We start from the raw sequence: 24,923 nt of genomic DNA, 5'->3' as shown, positions 1-24,923 counted from the left end.
TGTGCTCCTCTAGCTGGTTTCCGTGCCTTCTGCCACCTCCGCGAGCGCCTCCACGATCCGCGGCCCCAGTTCGGTGACATCGCCCGCGCCCATGGTGAGGACGATGTCACCGGGGCGGGCCAGTTCGGCGGCCCGGCGCACGGCCTCGTCCCGGCCCGGCACGTACCGGACCCGGTCGTGGGACACACGGGAGGTGATGAGCTCGCCGGTGACCCCGGGTTCGGGGTCCTCGCGGGCCGCGTAGACCTCCATCACCACGACCTCGTCGGCCAGGCTCAGGGCCTGCGCGAACTCCTCGGCAAAGATACGGGTCCGGCTGTACAGATGCGGCTGGAACACGGCGACGACCCGGCCTTCCGGGATCTGTTCCTCCGCGTCCTCGGCGAACGAGCGCAACGCGGCGCGCGTGGCACGCAGGTCGGCGTCGATCTCGGTGGGGTGGTGGGCGTAGCTGTCGTAGACACCCACACCGTTGCCCTCGCCCTTGAGCTCGAAGCGGCGGGCGGCCCCGGCGAAGTCCGCGATGCCCTCCACCGCGATCTCCAGGTCGTGGCCGAGTTCGTCGGCGACGGCGACCGCGGCGGCGGCGTTCAGGACGTTGTGGAGCCCGGGGACGGCCAGGGTGCCGTCGATCGGGTCACCGGTGGCGGTCCGGAGGGTGAACTCGGTGGTGAAACCGCGGGCGCGGATCCGGGTGATCCGGTAGTCCGCGTCCTCGGCCTCGCCGTAGGTGAGCACCCTCCTGCCGCGTTCACGGGCGAGTTCGGCGACGGTGCGGGCGCCCGGGTCGTCGATCCCGACGATCAGGGTGCGCTCGACCCGGTCGACGAACGACGCGAAGTTGGCGTGGATCTCGTCGATGCCGCTGTAGTTGTCCAGGTGGTCGGCCTCGACGTTGGTGACCACGGCGATCTTGGGCGAGAGCATCAGGAAGGATCCGTCGCTCTCGTCCGCCTCCACCGCGATGGCCTCACCGATCCCGGCGTCGGCGCCCAGGCCGGTGGTGACCAGTTTGCCGCCGATCACGTAACCGGGGTCCGCACCCAGGTGCTGGAGGACCACGGTGACCATGGAGGTCGTGGTGGTCTTGCCGTGGGTGCCGGAGATCGCGATGCCCTCGCGGTTCAGCAGGAGGGCGCCCAGGGCCGCGGCACGGGGCAGGATGCGGATGCCGCGGCTGCGCGCCTCGGCGAGTTCGGGGTTGTCCTCGCGGATGGCGGAGGAGACCACGAGCGTTTCGGCCTTGCCCAGGTTCTCGGCGGCGTGGCCCACATGGACTTCGGCGCCCATCTGTTCGAGTTCGCGCAGGGTCTCGCTGTCGCGGGCGTCACTGCCCGAGACCTCGACCCCCGACTGCAGCAGCACGCGGGCGATACCGGACATGCCGGCGCCGCCCAGGCCGATGAAGTGGGTGCGGCCGAGCTCGTCGACGGGGACCGGGTCGGTCGGCTGGACCAGGCTCATCTTGCGTCCTTACCGTCGTCGTAGAAAACGTCGTCGCCCTCGTCCTCGGGCAACGGGAGTTCGGGGGTGGGCTTGTCGCCCCGGGCGATCGCCATGACCTCCCGGGCCAGTTCCGTGTCGGCGTCGCGGCGACCCATCCGAGCGGCCGCCTCCGACATGGCCACGACCCGGTCGGTGTCGGTGAGCAGCGGGATGAGCTGGCCGGTGATCCACTCGACCGAGACGTCGGCGTTGCCGATCGACAGGCCGCCGCCCGCCTGGACGATCGGCTCGGCGTTCAGTGCCTGTTCCCCGTTGCCGATGGCCAGGGGCACGAAGGCACCGGGCAGACCCACCGCGGTGAGCTCGGCACAGGTCATCGCACCGGAACGGCACATGGCCACGTCGGCTGCGGCGTAGGCCATGTCCATGCGGTCCACGTAGGGGACGGCGACATAGGGGACGCCGTCCTGGGTGAGGTCCTGGGGCTCGTCGGCGTTCTTCGGGCCGACGACGTGCAGGACCTGGACACCCGCGTCGCGGAAGGCCGCGGCTGCGTTGAAGGCGGTCTCGTTGAGGCGCTGGGCGCCCTGGGAACCGCCGAAGATCAGGAGGGTGGGCAGATCCGGGCGCAGACCGAAGTAGGCGCGGGCCTTGTCGCCCATGGCCAGCCGGTCCAGCGAGGTGATCTGCTGGCGCAGCGGGATGCCGATGAAGCGCCCGTTACGGATCTGGGTGTGGGGGTGCCCGGTGAACACATGGGGGGTGAGCCGCGCGCCGAGCCGGTTGGCCAGGCCCGGGAGGGGGTTGGCCTCGTGCACCACGATGGGGATCTTCCGGCGCCGGGCCGCCAGGTAGCCGGGGGTGGCGACGTAGCCGCCGAAACCGACGATGACGTCGGCCTGGAGCTTGTCCAGGTGCTCACCCGCGGCGCTCAGCGCACCCGCGAGCTTGCCGGGGACCGTGAGCAGCTGCGGGGTGAGTCGACGCGGCAGGGGGACCGCCGGAATCAGGCCCAGTTCGTAGCCGCGCATGGGGACCAGCCGGGTCTCCAGCCCGCGCTCCGTTCCCAGGCAGAGGATCTCCGTGTCGGGGTCGATGCGCCGCAGCGCGTCCGCAAGGGAGAGTGCGGGCTCGATATGCCCGGCCGTGCCGCCTCCGGCTAGGGCTACCCTCATCGTCGCCGATTCCTCCTTGGCCGGTCACCCGCCGGGACCGGTCCGCTCTTGTTCTTGGCCGTTGTCTTGGTGCCGCGGGCCTCCGGCTTGCCCGGGGCACGAGGCGTGGTGGTGCGCCTGGGGACCGTCGAACCGCTCCTCTTGTGGACGGAGGCGACGATGTTGTCCAGGCCAAGCCAGCTTAGAGCCCTTTGGACCCAACTGGGACCCCGGGCCGCCAGGGCTTTCTGCGCCTGGGGCTCGTTGCGGGCGATGGCGAGCAGCACCCCGAGTGCGATCATCGTCGGGATCAGCGAGGAGCCTCCGTAGGAGACCAGCGGAAGCGGGATACCGGTGACGGGGACCAGGCCGATGACGGCGGCGATGTTGATCATCGCCTGGCCGAGGATCCAGGTCACGATGGCGAAGGCTGCCAGCCGGGAGAACGGGTCCTTGACCCGGAAGGCCACGCGCAGCCCGGCGTAGCCGAGCATGCCGAACAGGCCCAGCACCAGCAGGGTGCCGAGGAGTCCGAACTCCTCGCCGATGATGGCGAAGATGAAGTCGGTCTCGGCGAAGGGCAGGAAGCCCCACTTCTCCCGGCTGGCGCCGATACCGACACCGAAGACCCCGCCGGTGCCCAGGGCGTAGAGGCCGTGCAGGGACTGGAAGCCGGCGCCCTCGGGGTCCGCCCCGGGGTCCAGGAAGGCCGTGATGCGGGTGATCCGGAAGGGCTCGATGGCGATGACGATCCCGGCCAGCCCCAGGACCAGGAAGAACATGCCCACGAAGAGCTTTCCCGGAGCGCCCACCACCCAGAGCAGACCCAGGAAGGTGAGCAGGAGGACCAGGGTGGTGGACAGATCCGACCCCAGGAGCACGAGCAGGGTGAGCAGCCCGCAACCGGGCAGCAGCGGGATGAGCAGGTGCCGCCACTCGGTGAGCTCCTTGAGTTCCTCCTTGCGGGCGAGGATGTTGGCCCCCCACAGGGCGAAGGCGAGTTTGGCGGGTTCGGAGGGCTGCACGAGGACGCCGCCGACCTCCAGCCAGCGGATCGCGCCGTTGACCTCGGTGCCCTGGAAGGCGGTCAGCAGCAGCAGCGCAACGGACACGATCATCGCCGGGTAGCCGACGATCCGGAAGATCCACAGGGGCAGCTGGGAGGCGATCACCATGAGCGGCAGGCCGATCATCGCCGACACCAGCTGGCGCTGGAACACGGAGAACGCCGACCCGGTCTCGGTGATGGAGTTGACCATCGTCGAGGACAGCACCATCACCAGCCCCAGGGCGATGAGCATCACCCCGGTACTGAGAATCAGGTAGTAGGAGGTGAGGGGACGGTCCAGGGACCGGGCCCACTCACGCCAGAGCACCCGGTCGCGCCCACCGACCGCTGTCGTCGCCGCCATCCACACCCTCCGCACGATTCGCGCCTCAATACTTGCGTACCGGCGGGTCGGGAACCGTGGACATTTCCCGCGTGTTGGCCATCTTTGGCCGTGGCGAGGGGCACAGTGGGCGGACAGGGGGAAGCCCGCGCGTCTTTGGTGACGCACGGGCTCCATCCGGTTACACGTTGTTCACACTGGATGCCGGTGAACCCCCGCCGGTGTCCGAACCACAACAACCTCCGTGGTCGCTCAGCCGAGCCGGTGCACGGCCTCGGCGAAGAAGCGTCCGCGCTCCGGGTAGTTGGTGAACATGTCCATGGAGGCGGCGGCCGGGGCCAGCAGCACCGTGTCGCCCTCCTCCGCCAGGGCGACGGCCTCGGCGACCACCGCGTCCATGACCGTGTGCTCCGGAGGCGCGTCGGCGGCAGGTCCTTCGACCTCCACCACCGGCACGTCCGGGGCGTGTTCGGCCAGGGCCTCACGGATCCGTTCCCGGTCGGCGCCGATCAGCACCGCTCCGCGCAGGCGGCCCGCCGCCCCGGCCACGAGGTCGTCGACCTCGGCTCCCTTGAGGAGGCCGCCCGCGATCCACACCACGCGGGCGTAGGAGTTGAGGGAGGCCGCCGCGGCGTGCGGGTTGGTGGCCTTGGAGTCGTCCACGTAGTCGACACCGCCGACCGAGGCCACGTGCGCGATGCGGTGGGGTTCGGGGACGAAGGCGACCAGTCCGGCCCGCACCGAAGCAGGTGCGACCCCCACCGAGCGGGCCAGGGCGGCGGCGGCCAGGGCGTTGGCGACGTTGTGCGGAGCGGCCGGACGCACATCGCCCAGGGTGGCGAGCTCCTCGGCGCTGCTGTGCGGCTGCTCCACGAAGGCGCGGTCCACGAGCAGGTCCTCGACCACACCGAGCTCACCGGCCCTGGGGGTGTCCAGACGCAGGCCCACCAGGGGGGTGTGCGGGTCGCCCTCCTCCTCGGCCAGGCGTACCGACCAGTCGTCGGCGGTGTTGACCACGCGGATGGTCCCGCGCGCGAAGACCCTCCCCTTGGCCCGGGCGTAGGGCTCGAGCCCGCCGTGCCAGTCCAGGTGGTCGGAGGCGATGTTGAGAACGGTGGCCGCGTGCGGACGGACGCTGTTGGACCAGTGCAGCTGGAAACTGGACAGTTCCACCGCGAGGATGTCGTGGACACGGCCGTCGGCGTCGGGCAGCACCGCCTCGACGATGGGGGTCCCGACGTTGCCGACCGCGAGCGCGTCCCGCCCGTCCGCGCGCAGGATGGACTCCAGCATGCGCACGGTGGTGGTTTTGCCGTTGGTCCCGGTGATGGCGAGCCACACCTGGTCGGCGGGCTTGAGCCGCCAGGCCAGCTCCACGTCCCCGATGATCTCGATACCGGCCTCGGCGGCCCTCGCGAGCAGCGGGGAGTCGGGGCGCCAGCCGGGCGAGGTGACGACGAGGTCGCAGTCCTCGGGCAGCGGGGTGTCGCCCAGGACGACCTCGGCTCCGGCCTCGGTCAGCGCGGCGGCCGCGCGACGGGTGGTCTCGTCGTCGCGTCCGTCCACGACGACCACCCGGGCGCCCCGGGCCAGGAGCGCCCTGGCGACGGGGGGACCGGAGACGCCGAGACCGGCGACGCAGACCCGTGCGCCCGCGAAGGGGTCCTGGCCCCCGGCGGGTTCGGCGGAGTGGGGTGTGGCGGAAGGGTCGTGGTGCGGCATGCCTCTACCTTGGCATCCATTCCAGATAGAACAGTCCGATGGCGATCGCCATGAACAGGCCCTGGATGATCCAGAAACGGATCACGATGGTGGTCTCGGCCCAGCCCTTGAGCTCGAAGTGGTGCTGGAGCGGGGCCATCCGGAACACCCGTTTGCCGGTGAGGCGGAACGAGGTGATCTGGACCATCACGGACATGGTGATGATGACGAACAGGCCGCCGATGAGCAGCAGCAGGAGCTGGGTGCGGGTGGTGATGGCCAGACCCACGATGAGTCCGCCCAGCGCCAGCGAGCCGGTGTCACCCATGAAGATCTTGGCGGGCGGTGCGTTGAACCACAGGAAGCCGATGCAGGCGCCGAGCACGGCGGAGGCCACCACGGCGAGGTCCAGGGGGTCGCGGACCGTGTAGCAGCTGGAGGTGAGGGCCTCCACACAGGACTGGCGCAGCTGCCAGTTGCCGATGATGACGTAGGCGCACAGCGACAGGATGGTCGCGCCGGTGGCCAGGCCGTCCAGGCCGTCGGTGAGGTTGACCGCGTTGGAGAAACCGACGATGAGGAACAGCGCCCAGATGACGAACACGCCGATCATCAGCGGCGGTCCGAAGTCGCGGAGGAAGGACAGCTGGGGGGCTGCCGGGGTGTAGCCGTACCCGTTGGGGAACTGGGTGACGCCGTAGGCGAAGCCCACGCCGACGACGGCCTGGCCCACCATCTTCGCGCCGCTGCGCAGGCCCAGGCTGCGACGCTTGTAGATCTTGATGAAGTCGTCCAGGAAACCGACACAGCCCATGCCGACGAACAGGAACATCACCAGCAGGCCGGAGGCCGTGGGGGTGCTCCACAGCGCCAGGTGCGAGCCGAAGTAGCCGATGACGGCGCCGAGGATGATGACGATGCCGCCCATGGTGGGCGTGCCCTGCTTGGTCTTGTGGCCCTCGGGGCCGTCGTCGCGGACCTCCTGCCCGAACTTGAACCGGTACAGCAGCTTGATCAGCGGCGGCATGAGCAGCATGGAGACGATCAGCGAAAGCCCCGCCGCTACGGTGATGCCGATCACTGGACATCACCCTTGGTGATGAGGTCGATAACCCTTTCGAGCGCAGCCACGCGCGATCCCTTCACAATGACGACGTCTCCTGTGCGCATCCGTTCGCGCACCGCGTCGGCTGCCGCCTCCGCGTCGGGAACCCGGATGCTCTCACCGCGCCACCGCCCCTGCTGGGCGGCGCGTTCAGCGCCGACGGCGATCCCCTCGGCCTGCGCACCCACCACGACCAGGTGGGCCACACCGGTCTCTGCGGCCAGTTCACCCACCCTCTCGTGTTCGGCGTGGCCGTCATCGCCCAGCTCCGCCATGTGGGCGAGCACGGCGATGGACCGGCGGCCCCGGGCGAGCGCGCCCAGGGTGGTCAGCGCCGCACGCATCGACTCGGGGTTGGCGTTGTAGGCGTCGTTGACGAGAGTGGCACCGCGGTGTTCGGTGACCTCCATCCGCCAACGGCTGACCGGGGTCGCCGCACCGAGGGCGGCGGCGATGTCTTCGATGTCCATGCCCAGCTCGTCGGCGACGGCCGCGGCAGCCAGCGCGTTGCTGACCTGGTGGGCGCCGACCAGGCCCAACCGGACCCGGGCCGTGCGGCCGCGCAGGTTCAGGGTGAAGGACGGGGCGCCGTCAGCTTCCAGGGCGACGTCGGTGGCGCGCACCTGTGCGTCCTCGGCGGTTCCGTAGAGCACCGTGCGGGCGGTGGTGCGCGAGGACATGGCGCGCACCCGGGGGTCGTCGGCGTTGAGGACGGCCACGCCGCCCTCGCCGCGCCGGTCGGTACCGGGCGGCAGGGACTCGACGAGCTCGCCCTTGGCCCTGGCGATGGCGTCACGGTCGCCGAACTCGCCCATGTGGGCGCTGCCGACGTTGAGGACGATACCGATCCGGGGCGGGGCGACACGGCACAGGTGGGCGATGTGCCCGATCCCGCGGGCCGCGACCTCCAGCACCAGGTGCTTCGTTCCGGTGTCGGCGCGGAGCACCGTGAGCGGGTGGCCGATCTCGTTGTTGAACGAGCCGGCGGGGGCCACGGTGGGGCCCATCCGCTCGACGACCTGGGCGACCAGGTCCTTGGTGGTGGTCTTCCCGGAGGAGCCGGTGATCCCCACGACCTCCGTCCTGGCCGTTCCGCGCGCGGGGTCGCTGAGTTCGGTGGCCACGTGCCGGGCCAGCCGGGCCAGGGCCGCCACCACCTCGTCGTCGCCGCCGTCCACCAGCAGGTGGGGGGCGTCGACCGGGCGCGAGGCCAGAACCGCCACCGCACCGGCGGCGACGGCGGACTCGGCGAAGTCGTGTCCGTCGACCCGTTCACCGTTCAGGGCGACGAAGAGCGCTCCTGGCTCCACCTGTCGCGAGTCGATGACGACGGGGCCGTGGACGACGGCGTCGGGGCGCGCTGATCCGCCGATGGCGGTTTGGGTGATCTCAGCGATCCGATCGAGCGTGAGCGCGATCAAATCCACTCCTCATGTCAGGCCCGGCCCACGGCGCCCCAGGGGCGTTGGCCACCCGGCCTCGGGTTCGGGTCAGGGGATGGCACCGCGGATACCGTGCGCGCGGTGCCGCGCCGGGCGACGGTTGCCGGCTTCGTACCGGGCCGTGGGCGCCACTGTGGGCGGCACGTGTCGGGCTGCGATTGCCGGACCTACCTTAGAACATGTTGAGGTGTCGGGGGTCCCGACGGGGCCCTGTGTGAAGCAATATGCTCCACTTCGTGATCGTCGGTGGTCCGGCCGCCCATGATCCGTACACGTGCGGGCACAGGCACCACCGGGACACGGCTCACGGCCGTGCCCCGGAAATCGGACCGCGCCGTGTGTGGCGCGTCCCCGCGTGTCGTGGGATCAGAGCTGTTCAGGCGTCTTGTGCACGTCCTGGAGCGCGTTGCCGAGCCGCTCGCTCGCACGGGCGCGCAGAGCGTCCTCGATGGCCCCTCGCAGGACCTCGCGGTCGTCGAAGGGCAGGACCTCACCCTTGACGTACTGGCCGGTCTCGTGGCCCTTGCCCGCGACCACGACCACGTCACCGGGGCCGGTGCGGTGCACACCCAGGCCGATGGCCTCCGCACGGTCGAACTCGACGGTGACACGCGCCCGCTGGTCCTCGGGGACCTTGGCCACGCCCTCCAGCATCGCGGTGGCGATGGAGACGGGGTCCTCGGTACGCGGGTTGTCGTTGGTGATGATCAGCTGGTCGGCCAGGCGTGCGGCGGCCTCGCCCATCAGCGGGCGTTTGGCCCGGTCACGGTCACCGCCGCAGCCGACCACCATGGTGACCCGGCCCTCGGTGGTGGCCCTGAGGGCGCCCAGCACGGCCTCGATGGCGCCGGGCTTGTGTGAATAGTCCACCAGCGCGGCGAAGTCCTGGCCGCCCGCGGGATCGCGGACCTCCACCGACTCCATGCGGCCCGGCACGCCCGGCGCCGCGGCCACACCGGCGATGGCGGTCTCCAGGGGCAGACCGGCCTCGACCAGGCCGACGATGGCCGCCATGGCGTTGGAAACGTTGAACGGCCCGGGCAGCGCCACGGACGCCCGGGCCTCCATCCCGCCCGGACCGACGATGCGGAAGGTGCTACCGGTAGCGCCCAGGTCGACGTCCACCGCGTTCCAGTCGGCTTCCATGCCGTTCTCGGGGCCCGCGTCCGAGCAGCCCTGCACGGCGAAAGTGGTCACCGGGACGTCACCTCGGCCCTGGACCATGTCCACGAGCGCGCGGCCGAAGCGGTCGTCGGTGTTGACCACCGCGATGTCGCAGTACTCGGGGGTGAACAGGCGCGCCTTGGTCTCGAAGTAGTCGCGCAGGTCCGGGTGGAAGTCGAGGTGGTCCTGGGACAGGTTGGTGAAGACGGCGACGTCGTAGTGGGTACCGCCGACACGCCCCAGGGCCAGGGCGTGGCTGGAGACCTCCATGGCGGCGGCGGTGACGCCGCGCTCACGCATGACCGAGAAGAGGCCGTGCAGGTCGGTGGCCTCGGGGGTGGTCAGGGAGGAGGCGACGCGCTCGTCTCCCACCCTCATCTCCACGGTGCCGACCAGACCGGTGCTCATCCCGGCCTGGCGCATACCGGATTCGATCAGGTAGGTGATCGTGGTCTTTCCGCTGGTGCCGGTCGTGCCGACCAGGAGGAGGTCCTTGGCGGGGTCGTCGTAGACCCAGGCCGCCGCCGTGCCGAGCGCGGCGCGCGCGTCCGGCACGACCACCACGGGCAGGCCGGTCTCGGCGGCGCGGTCGGCCCCCGCGGCGTCGGTGAGGATGGCCGCGGCCGCGGCCTCGGCGGCCTGCTGCGAGAAGTCGGCGCCGTGCGCGCGGCTTCCGGGCAGGGCGGCGTACAGGTCGCCTTGGCGCACCTTGCGCGAGTCGTGGGTGATGCCGCGGACGTGCACCTCCCGGCCGGGCATCTCGGCTGGACGGTCCGCGCTCAGGTCCGGGCGCAGAAGTGTGGTGTCCGGCCCGAGCAGCGCTGCGAGGGCGGACAGTGGACGGAGTTTGGTGTGTTCAGGTCGCATTACCGGTGGCACGTGTGGAGGTTAACGGCTGCGGGGGGCCTGCTGGTAATTTCCACGCTGCGTTCTTCGGTGATTCCCTGGCCCGGGGCGCCCCGGAACCGGGCGCCCCGGTGAGCGACGGTCTGGGGAGGGGTTCTCGGTGGGTGGATTTCCGCTGGTGCTCGACGGCGGGTTGGCGACGCGTTTGGAGGCACACGGACGCGATCTCGGTGGCGGGCTGTGGTCGGCACGGCTGCTCGCCGAGGAGCCGGAACTGATCGCGCGGGTGCACCGGGACTACTTCGAGGCGGGCGCGGATGTGGCGATCGCCGCCGGGTACCAGGCCGGCGTGGAGGCGTTCACCGCGCGGGGGTACTCCCGGAGTGAGGCACTGGGCCTGTTGGCCCGCTCGGTGGAGCTGGCGCTCACGGAGCGGGACGCGTTCGGCTCGGGGCTGGTGGCGGCCGGGGTGGGCCCCTACGGCGCCGCGCTCGCGGACGGTTCGGAGTACACCGGTGCCTATGACCTGGACGAGGAGGGCCTGTACTCCTGGCACCGGGAGCGGTGGCGGGTGCTGACCGGGGCCGGGGCGGACCTGGTGGCGTGTGAGACCCTGCCTTCCCTGGCCGAGGCCCGGGCCCTGGCGCGGCTGCTGTCCCGGACCCCGGGTGCGCGGGCGTGGTTCAGCTTCTCCTGCGCGGACGGCACCCGGATCAGCGACGGCACCCCGCTGCGGGAGGTGGCGGCCGAGCTGGCCCCGCTGTACCGGCGGGGGCTGCTGGTCGCGGTGGGGGTGAACTGCGTACCGCCCCGGAACGTGCCGTCACTGCTGGCCGAGGTCGCGGCGGCGGGACTGCCCTCGGTGGCCTACCCCAACTCGGGTGAGGTCTGGGACGCCCGGGAGAGACGCTGGACGGGCAGCAGCGACGCGGAGGGGTTCGGGGAGGCCGCCGCCGGATGGTGCGAGGACGGCGCCGTCCTCGTGGGCGGCTGCTGCCGTACCGGCCCCGAACACGTGCGTTCCGTCCGCGCCCGGGTGGACGCGCTCCCCCGGTGACCCCCTCTGGTCCCCTCCTTGGTGCGGGTCTCGGGCGCCGTGGGCCCGGATCAGCCCGCGTCCTCCTCGAACAGGCGGATCGCCGGCGGCTCGGTCTCCGTCGGCGGGACCTTCATGGTTTTGAGCGCGAAGGACATGATGTCGTTGAACACCGGCCCCGCGGCCTCGCCGCCGTAGTAGGTGTCCTCCGGGTCGTGCAGCACCACCTGGACGATCAGCTCGGGGTCGTCGGCGGGGGCGAATCCAGCGAAGGTCGCGGTGTAGTCGCCCTCGCTGTAGGCACCGGTCTCGGGGTCGAGCCGGTTGGCGGTACCGGTCTTGCCCGCCACCCGGTAACCGTCGATCCGGGCCTGCGGCGCGGTGCCCTCGTCACTGGTGACCGCCTCCAGCATCAGGGCGAGCTGGTCGGCGGTCTCCTCGCTGATCACCCGGGTCCGCTCGGGTTCGTCGGCGGGCGTGAACTCCCCCTCGGGGTCGACCGTGCCGGCGACGAGCCGGGGTTCGACGCGGACCCCGCCGTTGGCGACGGTGGCGTAGACCAACGCCATCTGGGTGGCGTTCACCGTCAGGCCGTGCCCGATGGACACCGACGGCAGCTGGGTGCCCCACCAGTCGTCGGGGTCGGTGAGCACACCCGCCTCCTCGCCCGGTAGTTCGAGGCCGGTCGGCTGCCCCAGCCCGAAGTCCGTGAGGTAGGAGTGCAGGACCCCGCGGCCCACCTGGTCGGCGATCTTGATCGTGCCGACGTTGCTGGACTGGGCCATGATGCCGTTGACGGTCAGGCGCTGGGTGCCGTGATTGGTGGAGTTGCGGAAGGTCCGGTCGTAGTACCGGAGGGCGTAGGGCACGGTGTAGACCGTCTCCGGGGTGGTCAGGCCCTCCTCCAGGGCGGCCGCCGCGGTGATCACCTTGTTCGTGCTGCCCGGCTCGAAGGTCGTGGCCACCGCCCCGTTGGACCAGTCCTCGGGCCCGCTGCCGGAGATGTCGCCCTGCACGTAGGTCGGGTAGTCCGCCATCGCGAGGATCTCGTGGTCGGTGTTGGTGACGACGACGCTGCCGCCCGCGGCGTCCAGTTCCTCGACCCGTTCGGCCAGCGCCCGCTGGGCGTACCACTGCAGGTCGCCGTTGAGGGTCAGGCGCACGTCCTGGCCCGGCTCGGGTTCGCTGACCAGGCCGCCGGCCATCGGGATCTGGGTGCCGTCGCGACCCACCTCGACCTGGCGTTTTCCCGCCTCCCCCGCGAGGGTGCTGTCGAGGTAGCCCTCGAGGCCCTCCAGGCCGTACCCCTCCGAGCCGACGAAGCCGACCAGGTCGGCGGCACCGGTCTCGTCCGGGTAGACACGCTTGTAGTCGACCTCGGCGCCCACCCCGGAAAGGCCGAGTTCGCGCAACTCCTGCCAGTCCGCGGGGGCGATCTCGGTGGCCACCACCTGGTAGCGGCTGGGGGTGGCGTCGACCTTGGCCCCCACCTCCCCCTCTTCCAGGCCGAAGCGGGTGACCAGCTCGTCCACGAGTTCGTCGCGCTCGTCCTCCTCGACCTCCTGGGGGTCGACGAAGACGTTGCGGACCTCCACCGACAGGGCGAAGGGCTTGCCGTCGGCGTCGGTGATCTGGCCGCGCAGGGTCGGGATGTCGATGGTCTGCAGGCGCAGGTTGGCGGCGGCCTCCGCGTAGGTCTCGGCCTCGAACCCCTGGATCTGGGTGAGCCGCCCGGCGAAGAGCATGATGATGACGACGATGATGGCCCCGGCGGCCTTGATCCGCTTGGCCGGTTCGCCCGGGCGGAAGGTACGGCGCAGCAACGGCGGAGGCGGGGGCGGAGGTGCCGGGTTCCTGCGCCTGGGCCGCTCGCCGCCCCTCCTCACCTGGCGTGCCGAGCTCCCCCGGGCGCCGGTACCGGCTCCGCCGCGCGCACGGGCGGCACCGGCCGGACGCCGGGGTTCACGCTGGGGACGCTTGCTGGGCCGGGCACCGGAGCGACCTGCCGCTCCGGGCCTGCGGGGGTCGCGGGGGCCTCGGTCCCGGGGGTTGCTCACTCATCGCTCCCAGGGTTCCCGGTGATCCCACCGTTGTCCAGGTCGAGGAAGAGCGGGGCCTCGCCCTGCTCCATACCCATCTCCTCGGCCTCCCTCGAGATGCGCTCGGAGGCCTCCAGGTGCGCCACGGTGTCCTCCATCTGCTGCTCCAGGTAGGAGAGTTCGCGGTTCTCCGACTGAAGACTGGTGATGGCGTACGCCTCCTGGGCGACGACGCTGCGCAGCACCAGGAGGGCCACCAGCGAGCCGCCGAGCAGGCACAGGATCAGCAGGACGAAGGGGATCCTCGGTGCGGTCCCCGCACCGCCGGAGCGGGTGCTCCGTGCCGCCGCGGGACGCGGGGGACGCCGGGTCGCCGCGGGGCTCCCCGTGGCCCCGGTACGCCTCGATCCCGTTCCCCGCCCCTTCGTGGTGCGGCGCGTGTCCGTCTTCGTGCCCATCTGCTCTCCCTACTGCCGCGACGGCCGGCGCACCCGTTCGGCTGCCCGCAGGCGTGCCGACTGTGCGCGCGGGTTGCGTTCGTTCTCTTCGTCCGTGGGAGACTCCGAGCCCCTGGTGAGGAGCCGGAGTTCCGGTTGGCGGTCCGGGAGGGGGACCGGAAGGTCGGCGGGTGTGGTGTCGGTGGCCAGGGCCGCGAGGGCCTTCTTGGTCATCCGGTCCTCGAGGGAGTGGTAGGACAGCACCGCGATGCGGCCGCCGAGCCCGAGGCGGGAGATCGCGGCGGGCAGGGTCTCCCGGAGGATCGAGAGTTCGGCGTTGACCTCGATGCGCAGTCCCTGGAAGGTGCGCTTGGCGGGGTGGCCGCCGGTGCGCCGGGTGGCCGCGGGGATCGCCTCCCGGACCAGCTCGGCCAGCTCACGGGTGGAGTCGATGCGGCCCTGCGCGCGGCGGCGCTCGATCGCCCTCGCCACACGGGAGGCGAAGCGCTCCTCGCCGTAGGTGCGCAGGACCCGGGTGAGTTCGGCGACGGGGTAGTCGTTGACGACCTCGGCCGCGCTGAGCTCCTGGGTGCGGTCCATGCGCATGTCCAGGGGCGCGTCCTGGGCGTAGGCGAAGCCCCGGTCCGTCTCGTCCAGCTGCGGTGAGGAGACGCCGAGGTCCAGCAGGACCGCGTCGGCCGCCTCCACTCCGGCCTCGTCGAGGGCGTGCGGAATGTCGGAGTAGACGGCGTGCACGAAGTGGGTCCGGTCGGCGTAGGGCGCCAGGCGCCTGGCGCTGCGCTCCAGAGCCGTGGTGTCCCGGTCGACACCGACAAGTCGCATGGTCGGGCAGGCCTCGAGCAGGGCCTCGGAGTGCCCTCCCAGGCCAAGGGTTCCGTCGACGAGCACCGCCCCGGGGCGGCTGAGCGCCGGGGCGAGCAGCTCCACGATCCGATCGAGCATGACCGGGACGTGTGCAGCGGCCCCGGCGGGCGCCTGCGGCGCGGATTCGTCCGCCTGCGGTGTGTCGTCGTGGTTCCTGTGCGGTGAGCCGTGCCCGTCGGGTCGCTCGTGCTGCCGGTGGTCCCCCATGCGGTGCTGTTCCTCCACGCTGTCGCGGTCTCCCCCTGAGTCCGTGTGGCGCACTGGGCGCGCTCCACGGTGTCCTGTCGCGTGGCCCCGTCCGGAGTTCCGGCGGGCCTCCGGACACGGCCGCTATTGTCCACCTTCTCGGTGGGCGCTCGCTCACGGTCTGGCACCGGGGAAGTCGCGCCAGATCGTGTGACCGTCTCCGGAGACCTCTGCCGGTCCCGGCCTTGCATGGATTCTGTGCCGGTTCGCGGGGGCGGAAGACACCGCCCCGCTCTCACAGCACCCCGGGCAGCACCTCCTCCGAGAGTTGCGAGAACGCCTGCTCCTGGTCCGTCTCGTACTCCGACCACGCGGCGGCGTCCCAGATCTCCAGACGCGTGTTGGCACCGATGACGACGCAGTCGCGGTCCAGGCCCGCGTACTCGCGCAGCTTCGGAGGGACCGTGACCCTGCCCTGTTTGTCACAGGACTCGTCCGACGCGCTGGCGAAGAGGACGCGGCTGTAGTCGCGGACCGCCTTGGCAGTGACCGGGGCGGAGCTCAGGGCGTCGGTGATGCGGCTGAACTCGGCCACCGGAAAGACGTAGAGGCAGCGCTCCTGGCCTTTCGTGATCACCAACCCCCCCGACAGTTCGTCGCGGTACTTCGCAGGAAGGAACAGCCGTCCCTTCTGGTCGAGGCGAGGTGTGTGGGTGCCGAGAAACACACGCTCACCTCCCTCACTCCCGAGTGGAGAATTCGCCCTCTCCACGATGCTCCACCCTACTCCACTCCTCCCCACCGTCAACAGCTTCAATCGGGCCCCACCAACCCAAGAAACGACAAATGCGCAGGTCATAACGTCGAGGTGCGAATGGGGTCAGCCCGGGCCCCCGTGCGTCGCACCGGAGCCTCCCGTTGCTCGGGCCCGACCTGCCCGTCCGCCCGGAACAGCCCGCGTCGCCCCGGCGCGGGTCAGGACCCGGAACCGCGGCGTTCGGAGGGCGACATTCGGGGGTTTTCCGCATCCGTCCCGTTATCGTGAACGGCTCTCCCGCCAGTGATCAGGGGAACGGTTCCGAAGCTTTGACCACATCGATGCCCAGGGGAATCATCCGGAGACCGATTCCGGCACTTTGGTTTGCAATCGGTCTGATTGGCCCTAGCCTCGGATCGATACACCGGGACATAGTGAGTGAGAGGGGTCTCGTGTCACTCGGCACACAGCACGACGGTCACGGGGGCGGCGTCCTGGGGGACGTCGGTGACGTCGTCACCGTCGCCGACCGCGTCCGCGGCGCGATCGAGACGGTCATCGAGGGCAAACCCGAGGTGCTGCGCATCGCGCTCACCGTCCTTCTAGCCGAGGGCCACCTCCTCATCGAGGACGTCCCCGGTGTGGGAAAGACCATGTTGGCCAAGGCGCTGGGCCGTGCCGTGGACTGCTCCGTGCAGCGCGTCCAGTTCACCCCGGACCTGCTGCCCAGCGACATCACCGGGGTCAGCGTCTACCACCAGGACCGCAACGAGTTCGAGTTCAACCCCGGACCGGTGTTCGCCAACATCGTGCTCGGCGACGAGATCAACCGCGCCTCGCCCAAGACCCAGTCGGCCCTCCTGGAGTGCATGGAGGAACGGCAGGTCAGCGTCGACGGGCAGACCCGGGAGCTGGAACGGCCGTTCATGGTGGTCGCGACACAGAACCCGGCCGACATGGAGGGCACCTACGCCCTGCCCGAGGCACAGCGGGACCGGTTCATGGCGCGTGTCTCCGTGGGCTACCCCTCGCCCCAGGCCGAGCTGGACATGATCGACACCCACGGCTCCCGGTCGCCCCTGGAACAGTTGACCCCCGTCACCGACACGGCCGAGATCCGCTCCCTGGTGGACCGGATCCAAGGCGTCCACGTGGCGCCGGGTATGCGCCGCTACGTCGTCGACCTGGTCAACTCCACCCGGACCGCCCCCGAGCTCAACCTGGGTGCCTCGCCCCGCGCCACCCTGCACCTGGTACGCGCCGCACGGGCCCACGCGGCCCTGGAGGGGCGCCACTACGTCGTCCCCGACGACGTGCAGGCCTTGGCCGTGCCCGTCCTGGCCCACCGGCTGCTCCCCGGCCCCGAGGCCCAGATGGAGCGGCTCAGCGCCGAGCAGATCGTCGCCAAGCTGGTCGCCCGCCTCCCCGTGCCCGGGCCCCGCTGACCCCACCCCTCCCCCCGGCGTCCACCCGCCGCCCCGAAGAGTCCCCCGACCCCGAGAGACGGTCATGCGCCCGCACCGAACCCTCACCGCCCGCGGCGGCCTGATGCTGTTCTTCGGCGTGGTGGCGCTCGTGTGCGGTTTCGTCATCGGCCAACGGGAACTGGTGGGTGTGGGCCTCTTCCTGGCCCTGGTACCGCCGGTCTCCGCCCTGACCGTGCTGGGCGCGACCGGCCGCGTGGTGCACAGCCGGGCCCTGCGCCCGCAGCGCGTCCCGGCCGGAACCGACACCCGGGTCCTCGTCCGGATCGGCAACTCCTCCCCGAGCTGGCCGGTCAGCTGGGTGCGGATCGAGGACACCCTCCCGGTCCGGCTCGGCTACGAACCGCGCTACACGGTGGGACACCTGCCCCCGCGCGCCGTCCGCGACGTCACCTACCTGGTACGCCCCGCGGTCCGCGGCCGCTACCCGGTGGGGCCCCTGCGGGTGAGCGTGCTGGACCCCCTGGGCTGTGTCCGGGTGACCCGCATGGTCGGAGCACCCACACCCCTGTTGGTGACCCCGCCGGTGGTCGCGCTCGCCCCGCTCAGCGCGTCGGACGGCTCCCTGGGGGAGAACACACCGCGTCGGTCGGTGACCGGGGTCGGCGAGCAGGACCCCATCCCCCGTGAATACCGCCACGGCGATGAACTGCGCCGGGTGCACTGGCGCTCCACGGCCAAGCACGGCGAACTGATGGTGCGCAGGGACGAACAGCACTGGCGGGAGCACAGCACCCTGCTGCTGGACACCCGGTACGGAGCGCACTCCGGCGATGGGCCCTGGAGCTCGCTGGAGACCGCGGTCAGCGTGGCCGCCTCGGTCGCGGTGAACCTCCTCGACACCGGGCACGAGCTGCGCCTGCACACCGAACGGGGCCGTCTGCACACCGAGAACACCTCCGGGGTGCTGGACGGGCTCGCGACCGTGGAGTCCTCCGAGACCGCCGGTCTGCAGGGCGGTATCAGCGCCCTGGAGGGGGCCCGGGGTGTCTCGGCCCGGCTGGTGGTCGCTGTCCTGGGCGCCCTCTCCGCGGAGGACGCCCTGGCCCTGTCCCGGGTCAACGGGTCCGGGCTGCACGTGGCGGTGCTGTGCGCCCGGGCCGCCTGGTCCTCGGCCGAGGACCTCCGGCGCACCGCCGAGCTGCTGACGGCCAACGGTTGGCGCGTGGTGCCCGTTTCCGACCCCACCGAACTGCCCCCGCTGTGGCACCGTGCGACCTCCCCCACCGGTGGGGGCCGCCCGGCTCGCGCAGGGGCTCGCGCCCCCTGGGAGGGGTCCCGTTGAGAGCACTGATGCCCCTGGCCACCCTGGTCTCGATGCTGGCCGCGCTGCCCCTGCTGGGCGGGCTGGTGCGCGGCGGAGACTGGTGGGTTCCGGCCGCCCTTCTCATGGCCGCCACGACCGCCGTGTCCGCCCTGTACCGGCTGAGCGGCCGCAACTCCCTACCGGTGCCCTTCCTCCAGGTGTTCGCGGCGGCCCTGCTGTTCACCCCGCTGTTCGCGCCGGGGACGGGTTTCCTCGGTGTCGTGCCCACCCCGGCCACCTTCGGGCACGCCTGGGCCCTGTTCGAGCAGGGCGTGCACAACATCAACGTCAGCGCAGCCCCGGTCGTGCCCTCCGAGGGCCTGCGAATGATCATCGCGCTGACCTTCCTGGTGTTCGCGGTGACCTCGGACTTCCTGGCCGTGACAGCGCGCTGCCCGGGGATGGTCGGCGGTCTGCTGCTGGCGCTGCTCCTGGTTCCACTCACCGTGGACGACACGGGCCTGACCTGGGTGCAGGCCGGGGTGTGCGCCGCCGGCTTCCTCGCCCTGCTCGCCGCGGACATGTGGGTCCGGAGCCGCTCGTGGGGGGTGATGGTCCCGGACGGGCCCGACCCCGCGAGCCGGTTCAACGCTCGGGCCGTCCGGCTGGCCACCGTGGGCGCCGCCGCGTCCACAGCGATCGTTGTGGCCCTGGTCCTGCCCCTGGCGGTGCCCTCCCTGAGGACCGACGCTTTCTACACGATGGCCGACGACACCCAGTTCGGGTCGGGCGACAACGTGACCACCACGCACCCGCTGGTCTCACTCCGCCGCGACCTGGCCTCCTCCTCCGACCGGACCGTGCTGACCTACCGTTCGGACTCCGACTCCCCCGAGTACCTGCGCACCTACGTCCTGGACGAGTTCGACGGCGAGAACTGGACGATGTCCCCGGTCTACGCAGGCCGTGACTCCGGCCTCGACGACGTCCTCCCCCTCCCCGAGGGCTGGGACCAGGACACCGGAACCCCGGTCACCACCCAGGTGTCCCTGGAGTCCGACGCCCCCCGGATGGAGTTCCTGCCCCTGCCCTATCCCACACGCTCGGTCGAGGTGTCCGGTGACTGGTACGTGGACTCCGACACCCTGATGGTCTTCACCACCGACACACCCCCGACGGGGTTCAGCTTCACCGCCGAGTCGGCCCAGGCCGAGCCCGACGCCGAGGCCCTGGCCGAGGCCGGAGTGCCCCGCTCCCTTTCCCGCGACTACCTGGACCTCCCCCGGGACCTGGACGAGAGCGTCCGGGAACTCACCGACTCCCTGACCGAGAACGCCGACTCCGCCTACCAGCGCGCCACCGCTCTCCAGGACTTCTTCACCGGCGGTTCCTTCACCTACGACCTGAGCCCGCCCTCGGTCCCCAGCGACGCCGACCCCCTGGTCCACTTCCTGATGGAGGACCGGATCGGCTACTGCGAGCAATTCGCCGGAGCGATGGCGATCATGGCCCGTCAGGCCGACATCCCGGCCCGGGTCGCGGTGGGTTACACCGCGGGTGAGCAGATGGGCGACGGCCGCTGGTCCGTGTCCGTCGGCGACGCGCACGCCTGGCCCGAGCTGTACTTCGAGGGGACGGGCTGGGTGCGTTTCGAGCCCACCCCCTCCTCCTCCCGCGGGCAGGGTTCGGCCTCGGTTCCCGAGTACACCTCCGGCGCCGATGTCGACCCCGCACCGATTCCCGACACCGAACCCTCGGAGCGCGATGCGCCCGAGCCGAGCGAGACGGACGAGGAGGAGCCCCGGCCCTCTCCCGAGGAGAGCGGATCCGCCGAGGAGGAACCCACCGAGGCGGCCGGCGGCACGGCGGACGACGCCGGAAACACCACCGGGATGCCGTGGCAGCCGGTGGTCGGGGGCCTGCTCGGCGGTCTGCTGTTGTTGGCCGCCCCGGCTCTGGCCCGGGGTTTGGTTCGCTGGTCGCGCAGGTCCGCGCTGGCCTCGCCCGGAGCCTCCGGCGCACACACGGCGTGGCGGGAGCTACGCGACACCTGTATCGACCTGGGGGTGGGCTGGTCGCTCACGGAAAGCCCGCGGGCGACCGTCCTGCGCCTGAGCGCCCTCGGGCGGGACGGGGCCCCGCTTCCGACCGACGTCCGGGACGCTCTGTGGCGCCTGGCCCTGGCGGAGGAGTCGGCTCGGTACGCTCCCGACCCCGTGGGCGACGGTCGACTGGCCGAGGACCTGGGTACGGCCCGGTCCGGGCTGGCCGCCGCCGCGGCCGGAGGTGACCGGTGGTGCGCCGTCCTCCTCCCGCGTTCCCTGGCACCGTGGCGCCGTCCCCGGATCGGGGCCGCGGCCGCTCCCGTCGTCCCCTGATCGGGCCCGCCCGGGCTGTGGTGGTGCCGGCGGTGCGCTCGCGAGCCGCCCACCTGAGCTCCGGCCGGGGGCCGACCCGGAGACCGGTGGAACGCACGAGCCCGGAAGGCACCGGAAACGGGGCCCGGTCAGGTCAGGAGCGCGAGACGCGTGGGTGCGACGGGAGAGGGCACCGGAGAAGAGGACGCGAAAGAACGGTGGGGCCCGCACACGGTTACCGTGTGCGGGCCCCACCGTCACGGAACACACGAGTGTTCACAGTGCCCGTCCGGCTACAGGGGCCGGAGCCCGACAGAGGCGAGTTCCTACTCCTCGCCCTCCTGGCGGCGACGCCACCGCTCCTCGAAGCGATTCATCATGCCCGGGCGCTTGCCGCCCCTGCGCTTGTGTCTGGGCTCGGCCTCGGCCTCGGCCATCATCGCCTCCGCACCGCCGCCGGCGGACTTGCGCCAGGCGTTGGCGCCCAGCAGGAAGGAGGCCAGCATGAAGATGAACCCGAGGACACTGATGGTGACCGGAATCGCCAGCGACGAGTCCGGGTTGCTCAACAGCAGGCCCAGGAGCAGCAGTCCCATGCCGAGTACGAAGCCGATTCCGGCCTTGATGATCCAGCGCTTGTAATGGACTCCCGGGTTCGTCTGCCGAACAGTGTTCGCGAACTTCGGGTCCTCGGCATACAGCGCCTGCTCGATCTGGTCGAGCATGCGCTGCTCGTGTTCAGAGAGCGGCACGGCGCCTCCCTACTGCAGTCCCCGGTTGGGGTGACGGGTACTGATGAACAGTCTCTTGGTCAGTGGTATGCCCAGAATACGGTGCACTAGCGCCTGGTGGAAAGAAAAGCTGCGTGTGTACCTGACCCACTACGGCCACGATACCCTCGCCCTGTATCGGAAACACCGGCTTCCATGCCTCTCTTCTTACCCTGACTCCGGTTCTACTCCGATAACGCTCGGAGGCCCCCGGAAGTTGCCGCATCATACGTCGTTTTCGTCACGCTTGGCCAATACGGCCGACTGTATCGCGCCTGGACCGAAACGTGCCTTCACCCGGTCCATAACCCGTTCAACGTCACGCCAACCGGTGTCCTCCTCCCCCAGGGCCAACTGCCGGTGCGCGTGCTCCACCGGGGCGACCCCCTCCATCCGGACTCCCACCAGGCGCAACGGCGACCCCTTCAACCCCGACGCCGCGTAGAGCGCACGCGCCACCGTGCTGATCTCCCGAGCCACATCGGTGCTCTCGGAGAGGGTCCTCGCTCTGGTGATCGTGGAGAAGTCGGCCCTGCGCAGTTTCACGCTCACCGTCCGCCCCACCTGGCCGGAGACGCGCAGGCGGTGCGCGACCTTCTCAGACAGGCGCAGCAGCTCCCGGTCGATCAGCCCCGGGTCGACGACGTCCTCCGCGAAGGTCTCCTCCGCGCCGACGCTCTTGTCCTGGGTCTCCGACAGGACCGGGCTGGGGTCTTCGCCCCGGGCGAGCTCGGCCAGGCGGGTACCGGCCCTCTCACCGAGCTCCATGCGCAGCAGCTGGGTGTCGGCCCGGGCCAGGGCGCCGACCGTGCGCAGCCCCAGCCGGGCGAGTGTGCGTTCGGTCTTGTCCCCGACCCCGGGCAGCGCCCCGACGGGCAGGGGGTCCAGAAAGCCGTGCACCGCGGCTGTGGGAACCAGCAGCAATCCGTCGGGTTTGCAGTGGGTGGAGCCGAGCTTGGCGACGAAACGGGTGGCGGCGACCCCGACCGAGCAGGTGAGGCGCTGCTCCCGCCGGACCCGTTCACGGATCATCGCCGCGATACGCACGGGACCGCCGAGACGGCGGCGGGAACCGGAGACGTCCAGGAAGGCCTCGTCCAGCGACAGCGGCTGCACGAGGGGCGTCACCGAGCGCAGGATGTCCATGACCGCCTCGGAGGCCTGCCGGTAGGCGGCTCCGTCCGGCGGGTAGACCAGGGCGTCCGGGCACAGCCGCATCGCCTGGGCCATGGGCATCGCCGAGTGCACGCCGTGGCGGCGGGCAATGTAGTCGGCGGAGGAGACCACGCTGCGCGGGCCGGTGCCGCCCACGATCACGGGGCGGCCGCGCGCCTCGGGGTGGCGCAGCTGTTCCACGCTCGCGAAGAACGCGTCCATGTCCAGGTGCAGGACGTGGCAGTCCTCATCCGGGCCGGAACCGTCCACCGGAAAGTCCGCGCCCAACGGCGCGATGCCGTCCGGGGAGACCATGCCGCGCAGGGCGGCACCGCGTTCCAGTTGACGTCGGCTCATGAGCCCAGGTTATGTCCTGCCCGGAGCCGCTGCCCCCCCAAAACGGGTCCGGGACCGGTCACCCCGGCCCCGGGTCCGCGGGAGCTAGGACTTGAACGCGACGGCGTGCAACTGGGTGGCGATGCCGATCAGCTCGGGGTGGTCGGCGGCGGCCTTCTCCAGCTCCACCAGGCGCTGCCCGGCCTGGGCGTCGCCCTCCCATGCGTGCCCGGGCAGAACGTCGGCGAACACGCGCACCCCGCGGACGCTCTCCCCGGTCAGACCGGAGTGGTTGATCAGTTCCAGGAGCTGCCGGCGGGTGAGCCGCCGGGGCATGGGGTCGGCCTCGCCCCAGCGCCCGTCGGGGTCCGAGAGCAGGTGCTGCGCCTCGGTGACGTGCCCGGCCAGGGCACGGTGCAGGGCGCCGGCGACGGCGTTGGTCACCAGAAGGCTGACCGCACCGCCGGGGCGCGTGATACCGGCGACGTCAGCCAGCGCGGCAGCGGGCTCGTCAACGTACTCGAGCACGTTGTGCACCAGCACGAGATCGGCGCTGTCGGCCGGGAACAGCGAGGCCAGGTCCTGGGTCTCCCCCTGGACGCCGCGCACCGCGACACCGCTTTCGGCGGCGCGGCGCTCCAGGGCGGCCAGGGAGTCCGGGCTGGGCTCGACGACGGTCACGCGGTGACCGAGCTCGGCGAGCGGGACGGCGGCGCCGCCGGTGCCGCCGCCCGCGTCGACGATCTCCAGGGGCTCGCCGTCGGAGAGGCGGGCCAGCAGCTGCGAGAGCGCGTCCCACACCACGGCGGTCCGAGCGGCGTTGGCCACCCGCGCGGGACCGGTCACACCGCTCGTACCGAAACCGCCTGCCGCGGTCGCGGACGTGCCGCTCCTGTCAGTCACCTGCGTTCCCTCAATCAGCTAGTGCCCGGCCCCGAAGGGGGCTGGTCCGCCCGCCCCGGCCTCGGCGAGGCCTCAGAGCGAGAGCGTCGACTTGTTCTCCATCAGCCTAGACAGAAGTCCGCTGATGAAGTTGGGCGACTCGTCGGTGGAGAGCTCCTTGGCCACGCCGACGGCCTCGGCGATCGCCACACCGTCGGGGATGTCCTCGGCCCACAGTAGTTCGTAGGCGCCCATCCGTAGGATGTTGCGGTCGACGACCGGCATCCGCTCCAGGGTCCATCCGATGGCGTAGCTGTCCAGGAGCTCGTCGATCCGCTCACGCCGCTCGTCGACGGAGCGGGCGAGTCGCTCGGTGAACTCGTTGATCGGCGGCTCGGGTTGGGCCCGGCGCCGCTTGATGACGTCTTCCACCGAGGTGCCGCGCACCTCGGCCTCGTAGAGGACCTCCACCGCGCGCCGACGGGCCTTACGCCGTGCACCACTCATCAGTTGACACGCCCGAGGTAGTCGCCCGTGCGGGTGTCGACCTTGACGCGCTCGCCGGTGGTGACGAACAGGGGCACCTGGATGGTGGCGCCGGTCTGGAGGGTGGCGGGCTTGGTGCCGCCGGTGGAGCGGTCGCCCTGGACGCCCGGGTCGGTCTGGGTGATCTCCAGCTCGACGGCGGCGGGCATTTCGATGTAGAGCGGGTTGCCCTCGTTGATGGCCACCGTGACCTTGGTGTTCTCCAGGAGGAAGCCCTTGGCGTCGCCGACCACGGCCTCGGAGACCGGGATCTGGTCGAAGGTCTGGGTGTCCATGAAGACGAAGGAGTCACCGTCGTGGTACAGGTACTCCATGTCACGGCGGTCGACGCTGGCGAACTCGACCTTGGCACCGGCGTTGAAGGTCTTGTCGACGATCTTGCCCGTGAGGACGTTCTTCAGCTTGGTACGGACGAACGCGCCGCCCTTGCCCGGCTTGACGTGCTGGAACTCAAGGACGTTCCAGAGAACGCCGCCGTCGAGCCGCAGGGTCGTGCCGTTCTTGATGTCGTTCGTCGAGGCCACTTCGGTCGTCTCTCCAAGGGGTGTGACACGTCGG

At 71.2% G+C, this 24,923-nt stretch carries 20 protein-coding genes; 4 read left to right on the top strand and 16 right to left on the bottom strand.

Features of this window, described 5'->3' with window-relative positions; translation table 11 throughout:
• Positions 1-9 precede the first annotated feature (9 nt).
• The 7 genes from murC to ACUKCB_RS02575 all read right to left on the bottom strand — a co-directional run bounded on the left by murC (position 10) and on the right by ACUKCB_RS02575 (position 10,270).
• Entirely contained in the window at positions 10-1,464 is a 1,455-nt protein-coding gene (gene murC, locus ACUKCB_RS02605; RefSeq protein WP_473038834.1) for a UDP-N-acetylmuramate--L-alanine ligase, read from the bottom strand.
• Complete coding sequence (gene murG, locus ACUKCB_RS02600; protein ID WP_191272333.1) at positions 1,461-2,621, bottom strand: undecaprenyldiphospho-muramoylpentapeptide beta-N-acetylglucosaminyltransferase; 1,161 nt, start codon at positions 2,619-2,621, stop codon at positions 1,461-1,463. Before murG ends, murC begins: the two co-directional genes overlap by 4 nt.
• Complete coding sequence (gene ftsW / locus ACUKCB_RS02595; protein ID WP_473038833.1) at positions 2,618-4,012, bottom strand: putative lipid II flippase FtsW; 1,395 nt, start codon at positions 4,010-4,012, stop codon at positions 2,618-2,620. Before ftsW ends, murG begins: the two co-directional genes overlap by 4 nt.
• Positions 4,013-4,243: 231 nt before the next feature.
• Positions 4,244-5,713 (bottom strand): UDP-N-acetylmuramoyl-L-alanine--D-glutamate ligase, encoded by a 1,470-nt coding sequence (gene murD / locus ACUKCB_RS02590; RefSeq protein ID WP_473038832.1) that lies wholly within the window; start codon positions 5,711-5,713, stop codon positions 4,244-4,246.
• A gap of 4 nt (positions 5,714-5,717) precedes the next feature.
• Positions 5,718-6,773 carry a phospho-N-acetylmuramoyl-pentapeptide-transferase gene (gene mraY, locus ACUKCB_RS02585; RefSeq protein WP_473038831.1) on the bottom strand — a complete coding sequence of 352 codons (1,056 nt, stop codon included), beginning with the start codon at positions 6,771-6,773 and terminating at the stop codon, positions 5,718-5,720.
• A complete protein-coding gene (locus ACUKCB_RS02580) occupies positions 6,770-8,218 on the bottom strand; it encodes a UDP-N-acetylmuramoyl-tripeptide--D-alanyl-D-alanine ligase (RefSeq protein WP_473038830.1) in 1,449 nt (482 codons plus the stop codon). Before ACUKCB_RS02580 ends, mraY begins: the two co-directional genes overlap by 4 nt.
• Before the next feature lie 387 nt (positions 8,219-8,605).
• On the bottom strand, positions 8,606-10,270 hold the full coding sequence (locus ACUKCB_RS02575) for a UDP-N-acetylmuramoyl-L-alanyl-D-glutamate--2,6-diaminopimelate ligase (RefSeq protein WP_473038829.1): 1,665 nt from the start codon (positions 10,268-10,270) through the stop codon (positions 8,606-8,608).
• A gap of 139 nt (positions 10,271-10,409) precedes the next feature.
• Between ACUKCB_RS02575 and mmuM the strand changes: the two genes are divergently transcribed.
• Positions 10,410-11,306 (top strand): homocysteine S-methyltransferase, encoded by an 897-nt coding sequence (mmuM, locus tag ACUKCB_RS02570; RefSeq protein WP_473038828.1) that lies wholly within the window; start codon positions 10,410-10,412, stop codon positions 11,304-11,306.
• Positions 11,307-11,356: 50 nt separating this feature from the next.
• Here the strand turns inward: mmuM and ACUKCB_RS02565 are convergent, their stop codons facing one another.
• From ACUKCB_RS02565 to mraZ, 4 genes are all read right to left on the bottom strand, one after another.
• Positions 11,357-13,342, bottom strand: coding sequence for a peptidoglycan D,D-transpeptidase FtsI family protein (locus tag ACUKCB_RS02565; protein ID WP_473038827.1), 1,986 nt, complete (start codon positions 13,340-13,342; stop codon positions 11,357-11,359).
• On the bottom strand, positions 13,339-13,782 hold the full coding sequence (gene ftsL / locus ACUKCB_RS02560; RefSeq protein WP_473038826.1) for a cell division protein FtsL: 444 nt from the start codon (positions 13,780-13,782) through the stop codon (positions 13,339-13,341). Before ftsL ends, ACUKCB_RS02565 begins: the two co-directional genes overlap by 4 nt.
• Before the next feature lie 9 nt (positions 13,783-13,791).
• Complete coding sequence (gene rsmH, locus ACUKCB_RS02555; RefSeq protein ID WP_473040900.1) at positions 13,792-14,853, bottom strand: 16S rRNA (cytosine(1402)-N(4))-methyltransferase RsmH; 1,062 nt, start codon at positions 14,851-14,853, stop codon at positions 13,792-13,794.
• A gap of 274 nt (positions 14,854-15,127) precedes the next feature.
• Positions 15,128-15,559 carry a division/cell wall cluster transcriptional repressor MraZ gene (gene mraZ / locus ACUKCB_RS02550; RefSeq protein ID WP_191272349.1) on the bottom strand — a complete coding sequence of 144 codons (432 nt, stop codon included), beginning with the start codon at positions 15,557-15,559 and terminating at the stop codon, positions 15,128-15,130.
• 482 nt (positions 15,560-16,041) lie between these two features.
• On the opposite strand from mraZ, the gene ACUKCB_RS02545 reads away from it, so the two are divergent.
• The 3 genes from ACUKCB_RS02545 to ACUKCB_RS02535 all read left to right on the top strand — a co-directional run bounded on the left by ACUKCB_RS02545 (position 16,042) and on the right by ACUKCB_RS02535 (position 20,697).
• A complete protein-coding gene (locus ACUKCB_RS02545; protein ID WP_473038825.1) occupies positions 16,042-17,034 on the top strand; it encodes an AAA family ATPase in 993 nt (330 codons plus the stop codon).
• 64 nt (positions 17,035-17,098) lie between these two features.
• Entirely contained in the window at positions 17,099-18,358 is a 1,260-nt protein-coding gene (locus ACUKCB_RS02540; RefSeq protein ID WP_473038824.1) for a DUF58 domain-containing protein, read from the top strand.
• A gap of 8 nt (positions 18,359-18,366) precedes the next feature.
• A complete protein-coding gene (locus tag ACUKCB_RS02535; protein ID WP_473040899.1) occupies positions 18,367-20,697 on the top strand; it encodes a transglutaminase TgpA family protein in 2,331 nt (776 codons plus the stop codon).
• 305 nt (positions 20,698-21,002) lie between these two features.
• Here the strand turns inward: ACUKCB_RS02535 and ACUKCB_RS02530 are convergent, their stop codons facing one another.
• The 5 genes from ACUKCB_RS02530 to efp form a co-directional block, all read right to left on the bottom strand.
• Positions 21,003-21,428 carry a DUF3040 domain-containing protein gene (locus tag ACUKCB_RS02530; protein WP_473038823.1) on the bottom strand — a complete coding sequence of 142 codons (426 nt, stop codon included), beginning with the start codon at positions 21,426-21,428 and terminating at the stop codon, positions 21,003-21,005.
• A 243-nt stretch (positions 21,429-21,671) separates the two neighbouring features.
• Entirely contained in the window at positions 21,672-22,958 is a 1,287-nt protein-coding gene (gene dinB / locus ACUKCB_RS02525) for a DNA polymerase IV (protein ID WP_473038822.1), read from the bottom strand.
• Positions 22,959-23,042: 84 nt separating this feature from the next.
• Positions 23,043-23,840: a methyltransferase domain-containing protein gene (locus ACUKCB_RS02520; protein WP_473038821.1), complete on the bottom strand. Its 798-nt coding sequence runs from the start codon at positions 23,838-23,840 to the stop codon at positions 23,043-23,045.
• Positions 23,841-23,912: 72 nt separating this feature from the next.
• A complete protein-coding gene (gene nusB, locus ACUKCB_RS02515) occupies positions 23,913-24,326 on the bottom strand; it encodes a transcription antitermination factor NusB (RefSeq protein ID WP_191272362.1) in 414 nt (137 codons plus the stop codon).
• Complete coding sequence (efp, locus tag ACUKCB_RS02510) at positions 24,326-24,889, bottom strand: elongation factor P (RefSeq protein ID WP_191272365.1); 564 nt, start codon at positions 24,887-24,889, stop codon at positions 24,326-24,328. Before efp ends, nusB begins: the two co-directional genes overlap by 1 nt.
• Between the last annotated feature and the right edge of the window lie 34 nt (positions 24,890-24,923).

This window comes from Nocardiopsis moroccensis, from assembly GCF_055763695.1.
Note: the sequence above shows the minus strand (reverse complement) of the source record. Positions and strands in the feature narration are given on the sequence as shown.

What these genes read in the sequence shown, in the direction of transcription:
- ftsL (WP_473038826.1), bottom strand. Translation starts at nt 13,782, where the DNA reads ATGGGCACGAAGACGGACACGCGCCGCACCACGAAGGGGCGGGGAACG.
- ACUKCB_RS02535 (WP_473040899.1), top strand. Translation starts at nt 18,367, where the DNA reads ATGCCCCTGGCCACCCTGGTCTCGATGCTGGCCGCGCTGCCCCTGCTG.
- ACUKCB_RS02575 (WP_473038829.1), bottom strand. Translation starts at nt 10,270, where the DNA reads ATGCGACCTGAACACACCAAACTCCGTCCACTGTCCGCCCTCGCAGCG.
- murD (WP_473038832.1), bottom strand. Translation starts at nt 5,713, where the DNA reads ATGCCGCACCACGACCCTTCCGCCACACCCCACTCCGCCGAACCCGCC.
- rsmH (WP_473040900.1), bottom strand. Translation starts at nt 14,853, where the DNA reads ATGGGGGACCACCGGCAGCACGAGCGACCCGACGGGCACGGCTCACCG.
- ftsW (WP_473038833.1), bottom strand. Translation starts at nt 4,012, where the DNA reads ATGGCGGCGACGACAGCGGTCGGTGGGCGCGACCGGGTGCTCTGGCGT.
- dinB (WP_473038822.1), bottom strand. Translation starts at nt 22,958, where the DNA reads ATGAGCCGACGTCAACTGGAACGCGGTGCCGCCCTGCGCGGCATGGTC.
- nusB (WP_191272362.1), bottom strand. Translation starts at nt 24,326, where the DNA reads ATGAGTGGTGCACGGCGTAAGGCCCGTCGGCGCGCGGTGGAGGTCCTC.
- murC (WP_473038834.1), bottom strand. Translation starts at nt 1,464, where the DNA reads ATGAGCCTGGTCCAGCCGACCGACCCGGTCCCCGTCGACGAGCTCGGC.
- murG (WP_191272333.1), bottom strand. Translation starts at nt 2,621, where the DNA reads ATGAGGGTAGCCCTAGCCGGAGGCGGCACGGCCGGGCATATCGAGCCC.
- ACUKCB_RS02540 (WP_473038824.1), top strand. Translation starts at nt 17,099, where the DNA reads ATGCGCCCGCACCGAACCCTCACCGCCCGCGGCGGCCTGATGCTGTTC.